Origin of the sequence: Pseudomonas sp. UBA4617 (genome assembly GCF_002386445.1) — a bacterium.
Lineage (GTDB): Bacteria > Pseudomonadota > Gammaproteobacteria > Pseudomonadales > Pseudomonadaceae > Aquipseudomonas.
In genome coordinates this window covers 1-19,309 of the sequence record NZ_DGIR01000004.1, presented here as the reverse complement: position 1 = coordinate 19,309, position 19,309 = coordinate 1, and the positions used below count along the sequence as shown (strand labels likewise).

Genomic DNA, 19,309 nt, shown 5'->3' with positions numbered 1-19,309 from the left:
CAGCTATTCATGCACGCTCTCCAGAAGTTGATTTCGCTCGATTTGTTCGATCGCCAGGCGTTGTTGTTCTGGATGCCCGCTGATTCGTGCAGGGGTTATCGGCAGTGATGGGCGAAGCTGAAACGCTTTTTCAGCAGGGTTGTAACAAGAGAACTACTGAGGACAGCTTGCGGCCGTTGGCGGGCAAGCCTGCGCCTGCCGTCGTGGAAGCGGCTTTGCCCGCGAAGCAAGCGACGCGGAGGATGGCACCGGCTTTGCCGGTGTCGCGGCTAGAGTCGCACCTAACGTCCGCGCCAGCTTGGCGGGGGTATCAAAGGGTACGGGCGCTGAAGGTATCGCAACTGTTCACCTCACCCTCGGCGAACCCTGCCTTGAACCAGCGAACCCGCTGTGCCGAGGTACCGTGGGTGAACGAGTCCGGCACTACGCGCCCGCGGCCCTGCTGCTGCAAGCGGTCATCGCCAATGGCATTGGCGGCGTTCAGGGCCTCCTCGACGTCGCCCGGCTCCAGCCAGTTCAGGCGCTTTTGCGCCTGGTAGGCCCACACCCCTGCCAGGCAGTCGGCCTGCAGCTCCTGGCGTACCAGCAGGCCATTGTCGCCCTCCAGGCGTTGGCCACTGCGGCGCGCGGCGTCGACCTTGGCCGACACGCCCAGCAAGGTCTGCACGTGGTGGCCGATTTCGTGAGCGATCACGTAGGCCTGGGCAAAGTCGCCGGCGGCCGCGAAACGGGTTTCCATCTCGCGGAAGAACGACATGTCCAGGTATACCCGCTGGTCGGCGGGGCAGTAGAACGGCCCCACTGCCGCTGAAGCAAAGCCACAGGCCGAATTGACCTGGCCGCTGAACAGCACCAGCTTGGGATCGCGGTATTGCTTGCCAGCCTCGGCAAACAGGGCTTTCCAGGTATCTTCGGTGTCACCCAGGATCGAGGCGACGAACTCGGCCTGCTGGTCGTTGGCTGGTGGGGCCTTGCCGCCCACGCTGCTGGGCGCCTGTCGTTGCTGTTGCTCCATCTGGCCCGTGAGCTGGCCAAGAATCTGCAGCGGGTCCTGCCCGGTGAGCCAGCCGATACCGACGATCAGCAGTACCGCGCCAAGCCCCAGCCCCTTGCCGCCGCCGAAACGCATGCCACCGCCACCTTCGCCTCGGGCATCGACCACATTGTCGCTGCGCCGGCCTTTTCGCCATTCCATGAAATGCTCTCCGGAGCGTGAAACAAGAAGACAAAGATTAGTCCACCACCGCAGGCGGTGTCAGACAAACGTGTTCACCCATAACCTTCTGGTTATGTTTAAAGCGGCTGATTTCAATATTCACAGCGCTCAGCTTGCCCGAAACTGCAAGTCCGCCTGCCACGCCCAGGCGTTCACATAATTCCAAGAGAGGAAACCGGCATGCCCGCCCAGGACACCAGCCGCTTCGTGATCCGTGATCGCAACTGGCACCCTAAAGCCCTTACGCCTGACTACAAGACATCCATTGCCCGTTCGCCGCGCCAGGCGCTGGTCAGCATTCCGCAGTCGATCAGCGAAACCACCGGCCCGGACTTTTCCCACCTGGGCTTCGGCGCCCACGACCATGATCTGCTGCTGAACTTCAACAACGGTGGCCTGCCGATCGGTGAGCGCATCATCGTCGCCGGGCGCGTCGTCGACCAGTACGGCAAGCCTGTGCCAAATACCCTGGTGGAAATGTGGCAGGCCAATGCCGGTGGCCGCTACCGGCACAAGAATGACCGTTACCTGGCACCGCTGGACCCGAACTTCGGTGGTGTCGGCCGCTGCCTGACTGACCGTGACGGCTACTACAGCTTCCGCACCATCAAGCCGGGCCCGTACCCCTGGCGCAACGGGCCGAACGACTGGCGTCCGGCGCACATCCACTTCGCCATCAGCGGCCCTTCGATCGCCACCAAACTGATCACCCAGCTGTATTTCGAGGGTGACCCGCTCATCCCGATGTGCCCGATCGTCAAGTCGATCGCCAACCCGCAAGCCGTGCAGCAACTGATCGCCAAGCTCGACATGAGCAACGCCAACCCGATGGATTGCCTGGCCTACCGCTTCGACATCGTGCTGCGTGGCCAGCGCAAGACCCACTTCGAAAACTGCTGAGGACCCCGCCATGCCAATCGAACTGCTGCCGGAAACCCCTTCGCAGACTGCCGGCCCCTACGTGCACATCGGCCTCGCCCTGGAAGCGGCCGGCAACCCGACCCGCGACCAGGAAATCTGGAATCGCCTGGCCAAGCCGGACGCGCCGGGCGAGCATATCCTCCTGCTCGGCCATGTGTACGACGGCAATGGCCACCTGGTGCGCGACTCGTTCCTGGAACTCTGGCAAGCCGATGCCAATGGTGAATACCAGGACGACTACAACCTGGAAAACGCCTTCAACAGTTTTGGCCGCACGGCTACCACCTTCGATGCTGGCGAGTGGACTGCACATACGGTGAAGCCAGGCGTGGTGAAAAACGCTGCCGGCGTGCCAATGGCACCACACATCAACATCAGCCTGTTTGCCCGGGGTATCAACATTCACCTGCACACGCGCCTGTATTTCGATGATGAAGCGCAGGCCAATGCCAAGTGCCCGGTGCTTAACCTGATCGAGCAGCCGCAGCGGCGCGAGACCGTGGTGGCCAAGCGTTGCGAGGTGGACGGGAAGACGGCGTATCGCTTCGATATCCGCATTCAGGGGGAGGGGGAGACGGTGTTCTTCGACTTTTGAGTGAAGCCTGGGGTTGCAAAGCAGCCCCAGGCTATCTGCAGGTCAGCGCCGAACCAGCAAAACCCCACTCTCCATGTGGTGGGTATACGGGAACTGATCAAACAACGCACAGCGCTCGATGCGGTGGGTGTCGTGCAACTGGGCAATGTTCGCCGCCAGCGTCTCCGGGTTGCAGGAGATGTACAGGATCCGCTCGAAACGCCGGGTCAGTTCGCAGGTATCCGGGTCCATCCCCGCGCGTGGCGGGTCGACGAATACCGTGCCGAAGTCATAGCGCTTCAGGTCGATGCCTTCCAGCCGGCGGAACGGCCGCACCTCATTCAGTGCCTGGGTCAGTTCTTCCGCCGACAGGCGCACCAGCCGCACATTCTCCACAGCGTTCTCGTCAAGATTGCTCAGCGCGGCATTGACCGAAGTCTTGCTGATCTCGGTGGCCAGCACCTGGCGCACGCGGGTGGCCAGCGGCAGGGTGAAGTTGCCGTTGCCGCAATACAGCTCCAGCAAGTCATCTTCGCGTTCGCCCATGGCCTCGTAGGCCCAGCTCAGCATTTTCTGGTTCACCGCGCCGTTCGGTTGGGTGAACGCACCTTCCGGCTGGCGGTAGCTGAACACGCGGCCAGCCACGTCGAGTTTTTCCACAGCGTAGTCGCGGCCGATCACCAGGCGTTTACCCTTGGAACGGCCGATCACGCTGATGCCCAACTCGGCCGCCAGTTGCTGTGCAGCCACCTCCCAAGCCTCGTCCAGCGGGCGGTGATAGCACAGGGTGACCATGGCATCGCCGGCCAGGGTAGTGAGGAACTCTACCTGGAACAGCCGGTTGCCGAGTTCTTCGCTGGCCTGCCAGGCCGCCTTGAGGCGCGGCATCAACTCGTTGATTCGCTGGCTGGCGATGGGGAAGTCGTCGATCAGGATCGCCTTGTGCTTCTCGCCCGGGGCGAACATGGCGTAATGACGCTGGCCGTCTTCGCGCCACAGGCGGAATTCGGCGCGCAGGCGGTAGTGCTCGCGCGGCGAGTCGAAGACAGCCGGCTCTGGCGCAGCGAACGGCGCCAGCAGCTCGCGCAGCCGGGCCACCTTGGCGTCCAGCTGGGTGGCGTAGGAAGAGGGGTCGAAAGCAGCACTCATGCGTTGAACCAGCCCAGCTTGATGACGAACAGGATGGAAAGGATCACCAAGGCCGGGTTCAGGTCGCGGTGGCGACCGGAGATCAGCTTGACGGCGGTCCAGGAGATGAAGCCGAAGGCGATGCCGTTGGCAATCGAGTAGGTCAGCGGCATGGCCAGGGCGGTCACCACCACCGGTGCGGCTTCGGTGACGTCGTCCCAGTTTATTTCCGCCAGGCCCGAGGCCATCAGCACCGCGACGAACAGCAGCGCCGGGGCGGTGGCGAAGGCTGGCACGCTACCGGCCAGCGGAGCGAAGAACAGCGCCAGCAGGAACAGCACGGCGACCACGATGGCAGTCAGGCCGGTGCGGCCACCGGCGCTCACGCCGGCGGCGGATTCGATGTAGCTGGTGGTGGTCGAGGTACCCAGCAACGAACCGGCCATGGCCGCGGTGCTGTCGGCGATGAGCGCACGGCCCATCTTCGGCATGTGCCCGTCCTTGCCCATCAGCCCGGCGCGCTTGGCCACGCCGATCAGGGTACCGGAGTTGTCGAACAGGTCGACGAAGAGGAAGGCGAAGATCACGCTGACCAGGCCCACGTCCAGCGCACCGGCGATGTCCAGCTGCAGGAAAGTCGGGGCCAGCGACGGAGGCATGGAGACGATGCCGCCGAACGGCGTCACGCCCATCACGATCGAGGCGATGGTCACGGCAAGAATGCCGATCAGCACCGCGCCGCGCACTTTCAGCGATTCCAGGCCGACGATCAGGAAGAAGCCCAGGGTAGCGAGGATCGGTGCTGGCTGCTTGAGGTCGCCCAGGCCCACCAAGGTAGCCGGGTTATCGACGACGATGCCGGCGTTATGCAGGGCGATCAGCGCCAGGAACAAGCCGATACCGGCGGCGATGGCCGATCGCAGCGGCAGCGGGATGCTGTTCACGATCCACTCGCGGATACGGAAGATCGACAACAGGAAGAACATCACCGCCGACAGGAACACTGCGCCCAGTGCCACCTGCCAGGTGTGGCCCATGTGCAATACCACGGTATAGGTGAAGAAAGCGTTCAGGCCCATGCCCGGTGCCAGGGCGATCGGGTAGTTGGCGATCAGGCCCATGGTCACCGAACCGATGGCCGCGGCCAGGCAGGTGGCGACAAAGATCGCGCCCTTGTCCATGCCGGTCTCGCCGAGGATGCTCGGGTTGACGAACAGGATGTAGGCCATGGCCAGGAAGGTCGTGACGCCCGCTAGAATCTCGGTGCGCACATTGGTGTTGTGTGCTCTCAGTTGAAACAGCCTTTCCAGCATGCCCGCTCCCCGAGGCGCCCCAGGCGCCATCAATCTATCGACCCCAACAGCAAAGCACAGACCGTACCGGTTGCCGTGGTTTTGTGTGGGGCGGAAAAAAGCCGCGCATCATACCAGCATGCTTGGCAGGGGCCTATGGCCGTTGGGGAATGGGTTCTGTATAGCCCGTACCGGCCTCTTCGCCGGCACAGGCTGTATTTCAACCGTTATGCAACCGGTCCCGTCTGGCCAGTGTCGGGAACAGTTTTATCCACACCCCGGTCACCAGCAGGGTACCGACGCCGCCCATCACCACCGCTGGCACTGTGCCAAACCAGTGCGCCGTAACCCCCGATTCGAACTCGCCGAGCTGATTCGAGGCACCAATGAACAGGCCGTTCACCGCACTCACCCGTCCGCGCATCTCATCCGGCGTTTCCAGCTGCACGAAGGCGCCGCGGATGACCATGCTGATCATGTCCGCTGCGCCCAGCACCACCAGGACCGCGAGCGAGAACCAGAACGAGGTCGACAGGCCGAAGGCAATGGTCGCCACGCCGAATACACCCACTGCCGTGAACATCGTTCGCCCCACGTTGCGCTCGAACGGGAAGCGCGCCAGCCACAGCGACATCAGCAACGCCCCCACCGCCGGTGCCGAGCGCAGCAGGCCCAGGCCCAGTGGCCCGGTCAGCAGGATGTCCTTGGCGAACACCGGCAACAGCGCGGTGGCGCCACCGAGCAGCACGGCAAACAGGTCGAGCGAGATGGCGCCAAGAATGTCCGGCCGGCTGCGGATGAACCGGATGCCGGCCAGCAGCGATTCGATGCTGGCACGCCCTCGCTGGGCTACCTGGCCGCGTGCCTCCAGGCTCAAGGTCAATATGCAGGCGATGGCGTAAAGGGCCACGGTGGGGCCGTACACCCAGATGCTGCCGAAGGCATACAGGAAGCCGCCCAAGGCGGGCGCCACGATGGTTGCCGACTGGGTCGCCGATGCCGATGCCGCCACCGCTCGTGGGAACAGCCCGGCTGGCACCACGTTGGGCAGCAACGCCTGGGTCGCCGGCATCTCGAAGGCGCGCGTGGCGCCAAGCAGGAAGGCCAGGGCGAAGATCAGTTCGCGGGTGACGTTGTCGGTGGCGCTGCCCACTGCCAGTGCCAGGGCGATCAGGCCCTGCAGGCTCTGGCACAGGGCGGCGACCTTGCGCCGGTCATAGCGGTCGGCGACATGCCCGGTGTGCAGCATGAACAGCACACGCGGGGCGAACTCGACCAGGCCGACCAGGCCCAGGTCGAGCACATTGCCGGTCAACTGGTAGAGGTGCCAGCCAATGGCCACGGTGAGCATCTGGAAGCCGCTGGCAGTGAACACGCGGGCCAGCCAGAAGGCCAGGAAAGGTCGCTGGTGACGCAGCAACTGTGGAGCGGAATCGGACATCGGAAACCTGGGGCCTCGGCACGGTAGAGGGGTTCGCAGCGTATCACCTGTTTGTAACAAATGGTTGCTGTTTGCCTGGGTCGGCACTTTTCCAGGCCTTTTTGAAGAGGGTGGGGCAACCGGTCACGCGGCAATCAACCGCACGGCCCGGCGCGCCATTCAGGACTATGCTTCCTAGCATTCGTTGATCTGGATCAATCGTTGCTTTTGCAACGGCTGGCCAACGACGTGGCCCTCCGGGCCGGAATCCCTGCGATCGAACAGAACAATTCCAACACGCCACACTCGATAACCGTGGGGGCAGTGGGCGACGGGGCCAGCGGCCCGGACGCCGGATTATCTGAAGAGGAAGCACCATGTTCGGAATAGAGGCCCTAGAGCTCGCCCGAATGCAGTTTGCCTTTACCGTTTCGTTCCACATCCTGTTCCCGGCCATCACCATCGGCCTGGCCAGCTACCTGGCAGTTCTCGAAGGCCTCTGGTTGCGGACCGACAAACAGGTCTACCGTGACCTGTATCATTTCTGGTCGAAGATCTTTGCCGTCAACTTCGGCATGGGCGTGGTCTCCGGCCTGGTCATGGCCTACCAGTTCGGCACCAACTGGAGCCGCTTCTCCGACTTTGCCGGTGCCATCACCGGCCCCTTGCTTACCTACGAGGTGCTGACCGCGTTCTTCCTCGAGGCGGGCTTCCTCGGCGTCATGCTGTTCGGCTGGAACCGTGTCGGCCGCGGCCTGCATTTCTTCTCCACGGTGATGGTAGCGCTCGGCACGCTGGTCTCGACGTTCTGGATCCTCGCCTCCAACAGCTGGATGCAAACCCCGCAAGGCCACGAAATCATCGATGGCCGGGTGGTGCCGGTGGACTGGCTGGCAGTGGTGTTCAACCCTTCGTTCCCCTACCGCCTGATGCATATGGCCACCGCCGCGTTCGTTGCCACGGCGTTCTTCGTCGGTGCATCGGCGGCCTGGCACCTGCTGCGCGGGCGTGACAATCCGGCGGTGCGCAAGATGCTGTCGATGGCCATGTGGATGGCCCTGATCGTGGCGCCGATCCAGGCGGTGATCGGTGATTTCCACGGCCTCAACACACTCAAGCACCAGCCGGTGAAGATCGCCGCGATCGAAGGCCACTGGGAGAACGTGCCCGGTGAGCCGACCCCGCTGATCCTGTTCGGCATTCCTGACATGCAGGCCGAGACCACCCGCTTCAAGCTGGAAATCCCGGCGCTCGGCAGCCTGATCCTGACCCACAGCCTGGACAAGCAGGTGCCGGCGATGAAGGAGTTCCCGGCGCAAGACCGGCCCAACTCGACCATCGTGTTCTGGTCGTTCCGGATCATGGTCGGGCTGGGGTTGCTGATGATTTTCGTTGGCCTGTGGAGCCTCTGGCTGCGCAAGCGCGGCACGCTCTATACCTCGCGCCCGTTCCTGCATCTGGCCTTGTGGATGGGCCCGTCGGGGCTGATCGCCTTGCTGGCTGGTTGGTTTACTACCGAAATCGGCCGCCAGCCGTGGGTGGTGTACGGCCTGATGCGTACGGCGGACGGTGTGTCCAACCACAGCTACGCCCAGCTCGGCTTCACCCTGGTGGCCTTCGTGGTGGTGTACTTCGCCCTGTTCGGTACCGGCCTTGGCTACATGATGCGCCTGGTGCGCAAGGGCCCGCAGACCGGCGAAGGAGACCAGCACAGCAGTGGTGGCCCAGGCACCAAACGCACCCCGGCGCGGCCGCTGTCCGCCGCCGATGATGGCCGTGAGGCCAACTCCGCCAGCCTGAGCAAGGAAAACTGAGCCATGGGTATCGACCTTTCGCTGATCTGGGCCGTGATCATCATCTTCGGCGTGATGATGTACGTGGTGATGGATGGTTTCGACCTGGGAATCGGCATGCTCTTCCCGTTCGTCAAGGGCGAGCGTGACCGCGATGTGATGATGAACACCGTCGCCCCCGTGTGGGACGGTAACGAAACCTGGCTGGTACTGGGTGGTGCCGGGCTGTTCGGCGCGTTCCCGATGGCCTACTCGGTTGTCCTCGAGGCGCTGTACCTGCCGTTGATCCTGATGCTGATCGGGCTGATCTTCCGCGGCGTGGCCTTCGAGTTCCGTTTCAAGGCCAAGGACGACAAGCGCCATATCTGGGACAAGGCGTTCATCGGCGGTTCGCTGGTGGCCACCTTTTTCCAGGGCGTGGCCCTGGGCGCGTTCCTGGAGGGTTTCAAGGTCGTCGACCGGCATTTCGCCGGTGGCACGCTCGACTGGCTCACCCCGTTCAGCCTGTTCTGCGGCCTGGGGCTGATCGTTGCCTACACCCTGTTGGGCTGCACCTGGCTGATCATGAAGACCGAAGGGGCGCTGCAGCAGAAAATGCACGACATTGCCCGCCCGCTGGCGCTGGTGTTGCTGGTGGTGATCGGTATTGTCAGCCTGTGGACGCCGATCGCCTACCCGCAGATCGCCGACCGCTGGTTCAGCATGCCTAACCTGGTGTGGTTCATGCCGGTACCGATCCTGGTGCTGGTGACCTTCTACGGCTTGCTCAAGGCGGTGGCGCGCAATGCCCACTACACCCCGTTCCTGCTCACCCTGGTGCTGATCTTCCTCGGCTACAGCGGCCTCGGTATCAGCCTGTGGCCGAACATCATCCCACCGTCGATCTCGATCTGGGATGCCGCGGCGCCACCGCAGAGTCAGGGCTTCATGCTGGTCGGCACGCTGTTCATCCTGCCGTTCATTCTCATGTACACCTTCTGGAGCTACTACGTGTTCCGCGGCAAGGTTACCCACGAAGACGGCTATCACTAGGAGGGCCGCATGATGACCGGCAAGCATGGTTTGGAAGAGAAAAAGCCCCTGTGGCAGCGGCTGGGCTGGCTGCTGCTGATCTGGGCCATGAGCGTGGCAGCGCTGGGCGTGGCGGCCTGGGTGATGCGCCTGTTCATGGGGGCGGCGGGGTTGACCACCCATTGAACTGGGGCGCCTTGCGCCCCTTTCGCGACACGAGGCCGTTCCTGGAGGGATCGCGATCATTCGGATAGTCGCGTCTCCCCGTAGGGGCGGCCTTGTGTCGCGATAGGTTACAAAGCAGCCCGAAAGCCTACTTGCGGGCTTTCAGAATGACGAACTTGGGCGTAGCCGCCACCTGCTCGACGCCACGGAACAACCGCGCCAGCTTGCTGTGATAACCCAGGTGCCGGTTACCCACGATATACAGCGCCCCACCCACCACCAGCGCCTCGCGCGCCTGCTGGAACATGCGCCAGGCGAGGAAGTCGCCCACGACCTGTTGCTGGTGGAACGGCGGGTTGCACAGCACCACCTCCAGCGACTGTTTTTCTACCCCGGCCAACCCATCGGCTGCCTCGAACACCGCCGGGCGTTCGCCCAGTGCGGCCTGCCAGTTTTCCCGCGCCGATTGCACAGCCATGTACGACTCATCGACCAAGGTGTATTGCGCATCCGGGTTGGCCATGGCGCTGGCAATGGCCAGCACACCGTTGCCGCAGCCCAGGTCCGCCACCCGGGCTCGGCCGAGGTCGCGTGGCAGGTGCGGCAGGAAGGCGCGGGTGCCGATGTCCAGGCCTTCACGGCAGAACACGTTGGCGTGGTTGACCAGCTCCAGCGCTGGCGTGTCCAGGCGATAGCGGCTGGGGTAGGGCGAACGCGCGGCAGGCCGTGTGGCCACTGTCGCGGTGAGCAAGCGGGCTTTTTTCTGCGCCAGCGAGGCCTGCACCGGGCCGATGTATTTCTCCAACAGGTCACCGGCGGCCCGAGGCAGGTGCTTGATCATCGCCGCGGCAATCACCTGGGCATCGGGTGCCAGGTGGCCTTGCAGGCGGATCAGTTGCTCTTCAAGCAGGGCCAGGGTCTTGGGTACGCGCACCAGCACGCGGTCGAACGGGCCTTGCCAGGTTTCGCTGGCCGGTACGAAAGGCACGCTGTCGAACGGCAGGCCATTGCGTGCCAGGTTTTTTTCCAGGGCCAGATGCGCCAGGTGCGAGTCGCCACTACTCACGACCTGCAGCTTGCCCGCCAGGCTGGCCGCCAGGGCGCCGAAGCTGTCATTGAGCACCAGTACCCGGCAATCGGTCGCCGGGGCCTGTTCGTGCAACTGCGCAAGCAGGTACTCGTCGGCTGCATCGAAAGCCTGCAAGGGGTCGTTGGCCTGTTCTGGCTGGCGGATCAGGTCGAGTTCGGCGTACGGGGTGGTCAACAGGGGCATGGCGTCAGGCTCGGCAACGAATCTGCCCGTTGCGGTTCGCCGCGGGCTTTGCCGGGCGATTCTACAGGGCTTTGCCCAAGGTCGCAGATTTGCCGCTCAGATCCAGCCGCGCAGGGCGGCAATGGCAATGGCGCCGGTCTTGTTGGCGGCATTGGTCTTGGTGATCACGCTGCGGATATGGAAATTCACCGTGCTTTGCGACAGTGACAGGATGGAGGCCACGTCGGCAGCGGTCTTGCCGGCGGCTGACCATTTCAGTACTTCCAGTTCCCGCTCGCTCATCCTCGGCTGATGCGGGCACAGTGCATTCAGGTGGTGTTCGCCAAGCACTGCATGCAGGATGTGGCACAGCCACTGGACACTGCCGGCCTTGAGATAAAATTCCTCTTCGTCGATGCGCCCGGTGGGCCTGGCCACGCTGATCTGGCTTTCGTTGTGCTGCAAATCGTGCAGTGACTGGGTCCAGCCATGGCGCAAGCCGCACTGGCAGGCCATTTCACGAAACTGCGGGGCCTCGCGGTACAGGTCGTCGGTCCAGAGCACGGGCATTGTCGAGTTGTGGCATGCGTTGGCAACCGGGTCCTGCATGTAGAGCTCGTCGCGCTGGTACCGCTCGATCCACTTGTTCGGATAGTTGCTGTAAAGGTACAGCCGCGGCGTTTGTGTGGCGACCTGGATGCGAATGTTCAACCCGAGGTATTCCATGCCCAGGTTCTGAGCCAGGTGCACAGCGATATCGAATAGTTTCTTGGGGCTGCGCTCACTGACAAATGCTTGAAGATGTTCGGGTTTCCAGTGGTGCATCTGAAATACTCCCTGTTGGTGCCGTACTCAATCCGTTTGGGCACCCGATTCATTGTAGGAAAAGACCTGCCAAAGCGTTGGGAATTTTTTGTTATAGCGGGACAGTTTTCTACGATTCTGGCACCTTCAGCTTTGACGAGGCCTTACAAAGCAGTGGTTTTTATCCGCGCCACTTTGCGCGACACTGTGCACACGCCAAACCTGGAGCCCGACATGACCGCTAGCGCCGAAAAGTTCACCCGCCAGACCCTGCTCGATGTTCAGCCGCTGACGGCGAACCTCTTCAGCCTGCGGGTTACGCGCGATGCGGGGTTCCGCTTCCGTTCCGGCCAGTTCGCCCGCCTGGGCGTGACCAAGGCTGATGGCAGCGTGGTCTGGCGCGCCTATTCGATGGTCAGCGCCCCGCATGACGAGTACCTGGATTTTTTCTCCATCGTGGTGCCAGGTGGCGAATTCACCAGCGAGCTGAGTCGGCTGGAAGCGGGCGATACCTTGCTGATCGACCGCCAGGCCTTCGGCTTCCTCACCCTCGACCGCTTCGTCGGTGGTCGCGACCTTTGGCTGCTGGCAACCGGTACCGGCATTGCGCCGTTCATGTCGATTCTGCAGGACTTCGAAGCCTGGGAGCGTTTCGACAACATCAAGCTGGTGTACTCGGTGCGTGAAGCGAAAGAGCTGGCGTATGTGGAGGAAATCGCCGGGCTGGAGCAGCGCGACTACCTGGCCGAATTTGCCGGCAAGTTGCAGTTCATTCCAGTGGTCACTCGCGAGCAGCATCCGGGGGCCCTGAATGCGCGGATTACCAGCCTGATCGAGAATGGCGAGTTGGAAAAGGCAGCGGGGCTGGAGCTGTCGGCGGAACATTCGCGGGTTATGCTGTGTGGTAACCCGGAGATGGTCGACGAGACGCGCAAGGTGCTGAAGGCGCGGGACTTGCAGCTGAGCCTGAGCAAGCGACCGGGGCAGGTAGCAGTGGAAGCCTACTGGTAAGGTGATTGGGGCTGCAAGGCAGCCCCGGCGATATCAAGGCAGGCGGTTCTGGTTTTGTGCCCTGAGCAGGTCGCGAATCTCGGTCAGCAAGGTTTCTTCAGCGCTCGGCACTGGTGGTGCAGTCGGCGCCACGGCCTCCTCGCGCTTGAGCCGGTTGATGGCTTTTACCCCCATGAAGATGGCAAACGCCACGATCAGGAAATCGATCACGGTCTGGATGAACTTGCCATAGGCCAGTACCACCGCCGGTGCATCACCTTCGGCCGCCTTCAGGGTGATGGCCAGATCGCTGAAGTCGACACCACCGATCAACAGGCCCAGCGGAGGCATGACCACGTCACCAACGAAGGACGAGACGATCTTGCCGAAGGCTGCGCCGATGATGATACCGACTGCCATGTCGACGACATTGCCTTTGACCGCGAAGGCCTTGAACTCACTGATCATGCCCATGTTTGGTTCCTTGTAACAAAAGGTAAGGTTTACGCAGTGTAAGCCACTTAAACGCTTCATGCGTTATGTCCAGCGCTTCCGACTGCGGTTAGAACGAATAGTTTTGTCGCACCTGGAGGCGTTCGGGACACGTCCAGCTCGGCTATCATGGCGATTTTTCCCAGGAGACCCCAGCCATGGCCAAGGCCAAGCGCTTGTACGGCTGCACCGAGTGTGGTGCGACTTTTCCCAAATGGGCCGGCCAGTGTGGCGAATGCGGGGCCTGGAACACCCTGGTCGAAACCATGATCGAAAGCGGCGCTGCCGCCGCGCCCGGCAACGGCCGCACCGGCTGGGCCGGGCAGCAGGCGCAGATCAAGACCCTGGCCGAAGTCAGCGTCGAGGAAATCCCACGATTCACCACCAGCAGCACGGAACTGGACCGCGTGCTGGGCGGCGGCCTGGTGGATGGCTCGGTGGTGCTGATCGGTGGCGACCCCGGTATCGGCAAGTCGACCATCCTGCTGCAGACGCTGTGCAACATCGCTGTCGGCATGCCGGCACTGTACGTGACCGGCGAGGAATCGCAGCAGCAGGTGGCGATGCGCTCGCGGCGCCTGGGTCTGCCGCAGGACCAGCTCAAGGTCATGACCGAAACCTGCATCGAAACCATCATCGCCACGGCCCGTCAGGAGAAGCCGCGGGTGATGGTGATCGACTCGATCCAGACCATTTTCACCGAGCAGCTGCAATCGGCACCAGGCGGCGTGGCCCAGGTGCGCGAGAGCACGGCTTTGCTGGTGCGCTACGCCAAGCAGAGTGGCACGGCGATCTTCCTGGTGGGCCATGTGACCAAGGAAGGTTCGCTGGCTGGCCCACGGGTTCTCGAGCACATGGTCGACACCGTGCTGTATTTCGAAGGCGAGTCCGATGGTCGCTTGCGCCTGCTGCGGGCGGTGAAGAACCGCTTCGGTGCTGTCAACGAACTGGGCGTGTTCGGCATGACCGACCGCGGCCTGAAAGAAGTGTCCAACCCGTCGGCGATTTTTCTCAACCGCGCCCAGGAGGAAGTGCCAGGTAGCGTGGTGATGGCGACCTGGGAGGGCACCCGGCCGATGCTGGTGGAGGTGCAGGCGCTGGTCGACGACAGCCACCTGGCCAACCCGCGTCGGGTGACCCTGGGCCTGGACCAGAACCGCCTGGCCATGTTGCTGGCGGTACTGCACCGGCATGGTGGCATTCCAACCCATGACCAGGACGTGTTCCTCAACGTGGTAGGCGGGGTGAAGGTGCTGGAAACTGCGTCGGACCTGGCGCTGCTGGCGGCGGTGATGTCGAGCCTACGCAACCGGCCACTGGCCCATGGCTTGCTGGTGTTTGGCGAAATCGGCCTGTCCGGCGAGGTACGACCGGTGCCCAGTGGCCAGGAACGCTTGAAGGAAGCGGCCAAACATGGTTTCAAGCGGGCCATCGTGCCCAAGGGCAACGCGCCGAAAGAGGCCCCGGCGGGGCTGCAGGTGATTGCCGTTACCCGGCTGGAGCAGGCGCTGGATGCGCTGTTCGAGTAGCGCCTGACCTTACCGGCCCGATCGTCGGTACAGGCCAACAAAAAAGGGGCCGACGATGCGCATCGGCCCCCCCACCTCACCGCTCAGTCAGCGGTCAATGTTCGGCGACCGGCGTGCGTCTGACCGTCTCATTGCCATGCTCATCCAGCTCCAGCATCGGCACTTCAATACCCTCGGCATCGAACAGCTTGCCATCCTTGAAGTAGTCGCCATCACGCAGCGCAGAAATGTCCGAGTACTGGATGGTGCGCTCATAGGCGGCAGCGAACACCGACTGGTTTTCCGAGTTGCCGGCGGTGAAGTGGTTGAAGATCAGGTTCAGCAGGATGGCCATGATTGCCGCCGAGCTGATGCCCGAGTGGAAAATGGTCTCGAACCAGTTCGGGAAGTGATGGTAGAAGGTCGGAGCGGCAATCGGGATCATGCCGAAGCCCAGCGACGCGGCGACAATGATCAGGTTGACGTTGTTCTTGTAGTTGACCTTGGACAGGGTGCGGATACCGCTGGCGGCTACGGTGCCGAACAGCACGATGCCCGCGCCACCCAGTACCGGCGTCGGCACGGCAGCGATCACCCGGCCCATGATCGGCAGCAGGCCGAGCACCACCAGGATCACCCCGCCGGTGGCCACCACGTAGCGGCTCTTGACCCCGGTCACCGCCACCAGGCCCACGTTCTGGGCGAATGCACTCTGGGTGAACGAACCGAAGAACGGCGCCAGGATGCTCGACGCCATGTCGGCGCGCAGGCCGTTGCCCAGGCGCTTGGAGTCGACCTTGGTATCGATGATCTCACCCACGGCGAGGATATCGGCCGAGGTTTCTACCAGGGTCACCATGATCACGATGCACATCGACAGGATCGCGGCGATGTGGAATTCCGGCATGCCGAAGTGGAAGGGCGTTGGGAAGGCGAACACCGGGCCTTCGGTGACCTTGCTGAAGTCGGTCATGCCCAGCGCCCAGGCGATCAGGGTGCCGACCACCATCGCCAACAGGATCGACAGGCGCGAGATGGTCGCACTGCCCAGCTTGCTCAACAGCAGCACGATGGCGAAGGTCAGGCCTGCCAGGCCGATGTTGGCCATGCTGCCGAACTCCGGCGAGGCACTGTTGCCACCCATCACCCAGCGGGCTGCGACGGGCATCAGGGTCAGGCCGATGGTGGTGATGACGATACCGGTCACCAGCGGCGGGAAGAACTTGGTAATGCGCGAGAACACCGGGGTGATGAGAAAACCGATCAACGATGCGGCCATGACTGCACCCAGTACGCCCGGCAGGCCACCGCCACCCTCGCTGCTGAGAATGGCCCCCATGGTCGCCACGCCAGCGAACGACACGCCCTGCACCAGCGGCAGCTGGCAGCCGAAGAATGGCAGGCCCAGTGTCTGCAGCAGGGTGGCCAGGCCACCGGCAAACAGCGAAGCGGCGATCAGCATGCCGATTTCGGCACCGTTCAGGCCCGCGGCCTGCCCCAGGATCAGGGGTACCGCGACGATTCCCCCATACATGGTCAGCACATGCTGCAGACCATAGGCCAGGTTGGCCCCAAGGCCGAGGTTTTCATCCTCGGGGCGCTTGGCGGGAGACGTGCTAGGGGACGTAGTCATGGAGCAGGCTCTCTGTTTATTGTTGTGTCGCTACTGTAGACAGTTCCTACAATTGATTGCCACAAGAATTGTATACAATTTTTTGATCCGAGCGCGCGCAAGAGCGCTGGCACGAGGCATCGAAAGCCAATGCAGAAGGCGTACCAAGTTGGAAAAGGCTGGACTAGAGGGCTGTGTACAAAGTGCCGCAACCCAGGACTAAAGCTGTCTGAGTAGACAGGAAACAGTCGATGAGGAATCTCTTAGCTAGCTAAGAGATTTCATTATTCGATCAATTCACGCAGTTCGCGCATCATTTCGGTGCTGTCGGCCAGGTTCAGTTCCACAAGACGGTGCAAATGGCTCATCGACTCGACGTCGATGTACAGGCAGATGAAGCCCAGGCGGGTGTCTTCCTCGTGGCGCAATTCCACCTGCATCTGCACGCGCACATCGCAGTCAAGGTGGATGATCGCATCGAAGTCCTGTGTCAGGTCAGCGTCCCACGGCTCGGGGCGCCTGACCAGAAGGCCTTTCAGCGATACGTCCAGGAGTTTTACCGGCCAGCGGCGGTCGCCCTGGCGCAGCTCGGTGGGGGCGTCGAAATCGATGCGCTGGAAGCGGCGGCGCTCATCGTGGTCGGTCATGAGAAAACCCTCGGGTGACATCCTGACTATAGTTAGCTTGATCTGTGCACCAGGTTCCGCAATCTTGCCGCAGAGGCTCTAGACCAAAGCAAGTGTGGCAATGCGCGATGACACGCCCTAGACTCGATGGGCGGTCTTTTCCAATCCACCAGCTGGAAGCAAACCATGAACAACAATAATAGCCTGCTACGCCACATTCCGTGGTTGGCGCTGGCAGTCATAGGAGCCTGCGCGCTGGGTGTGGTTGCCCTGCGTCGCGGCGAGGCGATCAATGCCTTGTGGATCGTGGTCGCGGCAGTGGCCATCTACCTGGTCGCCTATCGCTACTACAGCCTGTTCATCGCCACCAAGGTGATGCAACTCGACCCGCGCCGCGCCACCCCGGCGGTGCTCAACAACGACGGCCTGGACTACGTCCCGACCAACAAACACATCCTTTTCGGTCACCACTTTGCCGCCATCGCCGGCGCTGGCCCGCTGGTCGGCCCGGTACTGGCTGCGCAGATGGGCTACCTGCCCGGTACCCTGTGGCTGATCGCCGGCGTGGTGCTGGCCGGTGCGGTGCAGGACTTCATGGTCCTGTTCCTGTCCACCCGTCGCAACGGTCGCTCTCTGGGCGACATGGTGCGCGAGGAGATGGGCCGAATCCCTGGGACCATCGCCCTGTTCGGCTGCTTCCTGATCATGATCATCATCCTCGCGGTGCTGGCGCTGATCGTGGTCAAGGCCCTCGCCGAGAGCCCGTGGGGCATGTTCACGGTGATGGCTACCATCCCGATCGCGATGTTCATGGGCATCTACATGCGCTATATCCGCCCGGGCCGTATCGGCGAGATCTCGGTCGTGGGCGTGGTCCTGCTGCTGGTCTCGATCTGGCTGGGGGGCCAGATCGCCGCGGATCCGGTGTGGGGGCCGGCGTTCACCTTCACTGGCGTGCAGATTACCTGGATGCTGGTGGGCTACGGTTTCGTCGCCGCCGTGCTGCCGGTATGGCTGGTACTGGCGCCGCGTGACTACCTGTCGACCTTCCTCAAGATCGGCACCATCGTTGGCCTGGCCATCGGTATCCTGATCATCGCGCCCGAGCTGAAAATGCCGGCGCTGACGCAGTTCACCGACGGCACCGGCCCGGTGTGGAAGGGCACCCTGTTCCCGTTCCTGTTCATCACCATCGCCTGTGGTGCGGTGTCCGGCTTCCACGCGCTGATCTCCTCGGGAACCACGCCCAAGCTGCTGGACAACGAAACCAACGCCCGCTACATCGGCTACGGCGGCATGCTGATGGAATCGTTCGTCGCCATCATGGCCATGGTTGCGGCCTCGGTGATCGAGCCAGGCGTGTATTTCGCCATGAACAGCCCGGCCGCCGTGGTCGGTGCCGACGTGGCTTCGGTGGCGCAAACGGTCAGCAGCTGGGGCTTCCTGATCACCCCTGAACAGCTCGAGGCCACAGCCCGCGACATTGGCGAGCACACCATCCTGGCGCGTGCCGGTGGTGCACCGACGCTGGCGGTGGGTATCGCGCAGATCCTGCACCAGGTGCTGCCGGGTGAGAACACCATGGCCTTCTGGTACCACTTTGCGATCCTGTTCGAAGCGCTGTTCATCCTTACCGCGGTAGACGCCGGTACCCGTGCCGGGCGCTTCATGCTGCAGGATCTGCTGGGCAGCTTCGTGCCGGCGCTCAAGCGCACCGAGTCGTGGACTGCCAACCTGATCGGCACCGCCGGCTGCGTGGCACTGTGGGGCTACCTGTTGTACCAGGGCGTAATCGACCCGCTGGGTGGCATCAACACGCTGTGGCCGCTGTTCGGTATCTCCAACCAGATGCTGGCCGGCATTGCCCTGATGCTCGGCACCGTGGTGCTGATCAAGATGAAGCGCCAGCGCTATGTCTGGGTCACCTTGCTGCCGGCCGTGTGGCTGCTGATCTGCACCACCACCGCGGGCCTGATCAAGCTGTTCGATCCGAACCCGGCAGTCGGTTTCCTGGCCTTGGCCAAGAAGTACAGTACTGCGCTGGACGCCGGTCAGGTCCTGGCTCCGGCCAAGGACATCGGGCAGATGCAGCACGTGATCTTCAACGCCTACACCAACGCCGGCCTGACCGTGCTGTTCCTGGTGGTGGTGTTCAGTGTGCTGTTCTTCGCCGTCAAGGTCGGTTTCGCCGCCCTCGGTCGCAAGGAGCGTAGCGACAAGGAAACCCCGTTCCAGGCTCTGCCTGACGCTTGAGAGGACTGCTGCGATGTTCAACGACCTGGGTCGACTGGGTAAGTACCTGGGGCAGGCAGCCCGCCTGATGGTCGGCATGCCCGACTACGACAACTATGTCGAGCACATGCAGAAGACGCACCCGGACCAGCCGGTGATGAGCTACGAGGCGTTCTTCCGTGAACGCCAGGAAGCTCGTTACGGTGGCAAGTCCGGGCCCAAGTGCTGCTAAGTCCAGGCTAGCGCAGTACTGTGTAGGAGCGGCCTTGTGCC

The 19,309-nt window shown here is 62.9% G+C and carries 18 protein-coding genes; 9 read left to right on the top strand and 9 right to left on the bottom strand.

The genetic code is table 11. The features are described from left to right. Positions 1-310: 310 nt before the first annotated feature. The gene (gene ypfJ, locus B4L76_RS00930; protein ID WP_296229856.1) at positions 311-1,195 is read right to left on the bottom strand and encodes a KPN_02809 family neutral zinc metallopeptidase; all 885 of its coding nucleotides are present in this window, start codon (positions 1,193-1,195) and stop codon (positions 311-313) included. A gap of 201 nt (positions 1,196-1,396) precedes the next feature. Between ypfJ and pcaH the strand changes: the two genes are divergently transcribed. Together pcaH and pcaG are read left to right on the top strand one after the other, a co-directional pair. After that, positions 1,397-2,116: a protocatechuate 3,4-dioxygenase subunit beta gene (pcaH, locus tag B4L76_RS00925; RefSeq protein WP_186685470.1), complete on the top strand. Its 720-nt coding sequence runs from the start codon at positions 1,397-1,399 to the stop codon at positions 2,114-2,116. A 10-nt stretch (positions 2,117-2,126) separates the two neighbouring features. Continuing rightward, positions 2,127-2,732, top strand: coding sequence for a protocatechuate 3,4-dioxygenase subunit alpha (gene pcaG, locus B4L76_RS00920; RefSeq protein WP_296229853.1), 606 nt, complete (start codon positions 2,127-2,129; stop codon positions 2,730-2,732). Between the two features lie 42 nt (positions 2,733-2,774). On the opposite strand, the gene trmA is transcribed toward pcaG, so the two are convergent. From trmA to B4L76_RS00905, 3 genes are all read right to left on the bottom strand, one after another. Next, complete coding sequence (gene trmA, locus B4L76_RS00915; RefSeq protein ID WP_296229852.1) at positions 2,775-3,860, bottom strand: tRNA (uridine(54)-C5)-methyltransferase TrmA; 1,086 nt, start codon at positions 3,858-3,860, stop codon at positions 2,775-2,777. Further along, positions 3,857-5,152, bottom strand: a complete 1,296-nt coding sequence (locus tag B4L76_RS00910) for an NCS2 family permease (RefSeq protein WP_225779262.1) — start codon at positions 5,150-5,152, stop codon at positions 3,857-3,859. The genes trmA and B4L76_RS00910 overlap by 4 nt, the downstream gene beginning before the upstream one ends. 199 nt (positions 5,153-5,351) lie before the next feature. Then, positions 5,352-6,572, bottom strand: a complete 1,221-nt coding sequence (locus B4L76_RS00905; RefSeq protein WP_296229851.1) for an MFS transporter — start codon at positions 6,570-6,572, stop codon at positions 5,352-5,354. Between the two features lie 356 nt (positions 6,573-6,928). Between B4L76_RS00905 and B4L76_RS00900 the strand changes: the two genes are divergently transcribed. The 3 genes from B4L76_RS00900 to B4L76_RS00890 are packed head-to-tail and all read left to right on the top strand — an operon-like array spanning position 6,929 to position 9,541. After that, positions 6,929-8,365: a cytochrome ubiquinol oxidase subunit I gene (locus B4L76_RS00900; protein WP_296229850.1), complete on the top strand. Its 1,437-nt coding sequence runs from the start codon at positions 6,929-6,931 to the stop codon at positions 8,363-8,365. Positions 8,366-8,368: 3 nt separating this feature from the next. Continuing rightward, positions 8,369-9,376: a cytochrome d ubiquinol oxidase subunit II gene (cydB, locus tag B4L76_RS00895; protein ID WP_225779259.1), complete on the top strand. Its 1,008-nt coding sequence runs from the start codon at positions 8,369-8,371 to the stop codon at positions 9,374-9,376. A gap of 9 nt (positions 9,377-9,385) precedes the next feature. After that, entirely contained in the window at positions 9,386-9,541 is a 156-nt protein-coding gene (locus B4L76_RS00890) for a DUF2474 domain-containing protein (RefSeq protein ID WP_016713451.1), read from the top strand. A 127-nt stretch (positions 9,542-9,668) separates the two neighbouring features. Here B4L76_RS00890 and B4L76_RS00885 read toward each other — a convergent pair whose 3' ends face one another. Then, complete coding sequence (locus B4L76_RS00885) at positions 9,669-10,793, bottom strand: methyltransferase (protein ID WP_296229844.1); 1,125 nt, start codon at positions 10,791-10,793, stop codon at positions 9,669-9,671. 96 nt (positions 10,794-10,889) lie between these two features. Further along, positions 10,890-11,597, bottom strand: coding sequence for an autoinducer binding domain-containing protein (locus B4L76_RS00880; RefSeq protein WP_296229843.1), 708 nt, complete (start codon positions 11,595-11,597; stop codon positions 10,890-10,892). Positions 11,598-11,810: 213 nt separating this feature from the next. Between B4L76_RS00880 and B4L76_RS00875 the strand changes: the two genes are divergently transcribed. Beyond that, positions 11,811-12,587: a ferredoxin--NADP reductase gene (locus tag B4L76_RS00875; RefSeq protein WP_296229842.1), complete on the top strand. Its 777-nt coding sequence runs from the start codon at positions 11,811-11,813 to the stop codon at positions 12,585-12,587. A gap of 33 nt (positions 12,588-12,620) precedes the next feature. Here B4L76_RS00875 and mscL read toward each other — a convergent pair whose 3' ends face one another. Continuing rightward, positions 12,621-13,040, bottom strand: a complete 420-nt coding sequence (gene mscL / locus B4L76_RS00870; RefSeq protein WP_296229840.1) for a large-conductance mechanosensitive channel protein MscL — start codon at positions 13,038-13,040, stop codon at positions 12,621-12,623. Between the two features lie 176 nt (positions 13,041-13,216). On the opposite strand from mscL, the gene radA reads away from it, so the two are divergent. Next, complete coding sequence (gene radA, locus B4L76_RS00865; RefSeq protein WP_186675249.1) at positions 13,217-14,587, top strand: DNA repair protein RadA; 1,371 nt, start codon at positions 13,217-13,219, stop codon at positions 14,585-14,587. Between the two features lie 94 nt (positions 14,588-14,681). Here the strand turns inward: radA and B4L76_RS00860 are convergent, their stop codons facing one another. Both B4L76_RS00860 and B4L76_RS00855 read right to left on the bottom strand, forming a co-directional pair. Then, positions 14,682-16,199, bottom strand: a complete 1,518-nt coding sequence (locus B4L76_RS00860) for a nucleobase:cation symporter-2 family protein (protein WP_296229839.1) — start codon at positions 16,197-16,199, stop codon at positions 14,682-14,684. A gap of 263 nt (positions 16,200-16,462) precedes the next feature. After that, positions 16,463-16,825 carry a PilZ domain-containing protein gene (locus B4L76_RS00855; protein ID WP_296229838.1) on the bottom strand — a complete coding sequence of 121 codons (363 nt, stop codon included), beginning with the start codon at positions 16,823-16,825 and terminating at the stop codon, positions 16,463-16,465. A 165-nt stretch (positions 16,826-16,990) separates the two neighbouring features. On the opposite strand from B4L76_RS00855, the gene B4L76_RS00850 reads away from it, so the two are divergent. Further along, a complete protein-coding gene (locus B4L76_RS00850) occupies positions 16,991-19,057 on the top strand; it encodes a carbon starvation CstA family protein (RefSeq protein ID WP_296229836.1) in 2,067 nt (688 codons plus the stop codon). Between the two features lie 13 nt (positions 19,058-19,070). After that, positions 19,071-19,268: a YbdD/YjiX family protein gene (locus B4L76_RS00845; RefSeq protein ID WP_029614786.1), complete on the top strand. Its 198-nt coding sequence runs from the start codon at positions 19,071-19,073 to the stop codon at positions 19,266-19,268. Positions 19,269-19,309 lie beyond the last annotated feature (41 nt).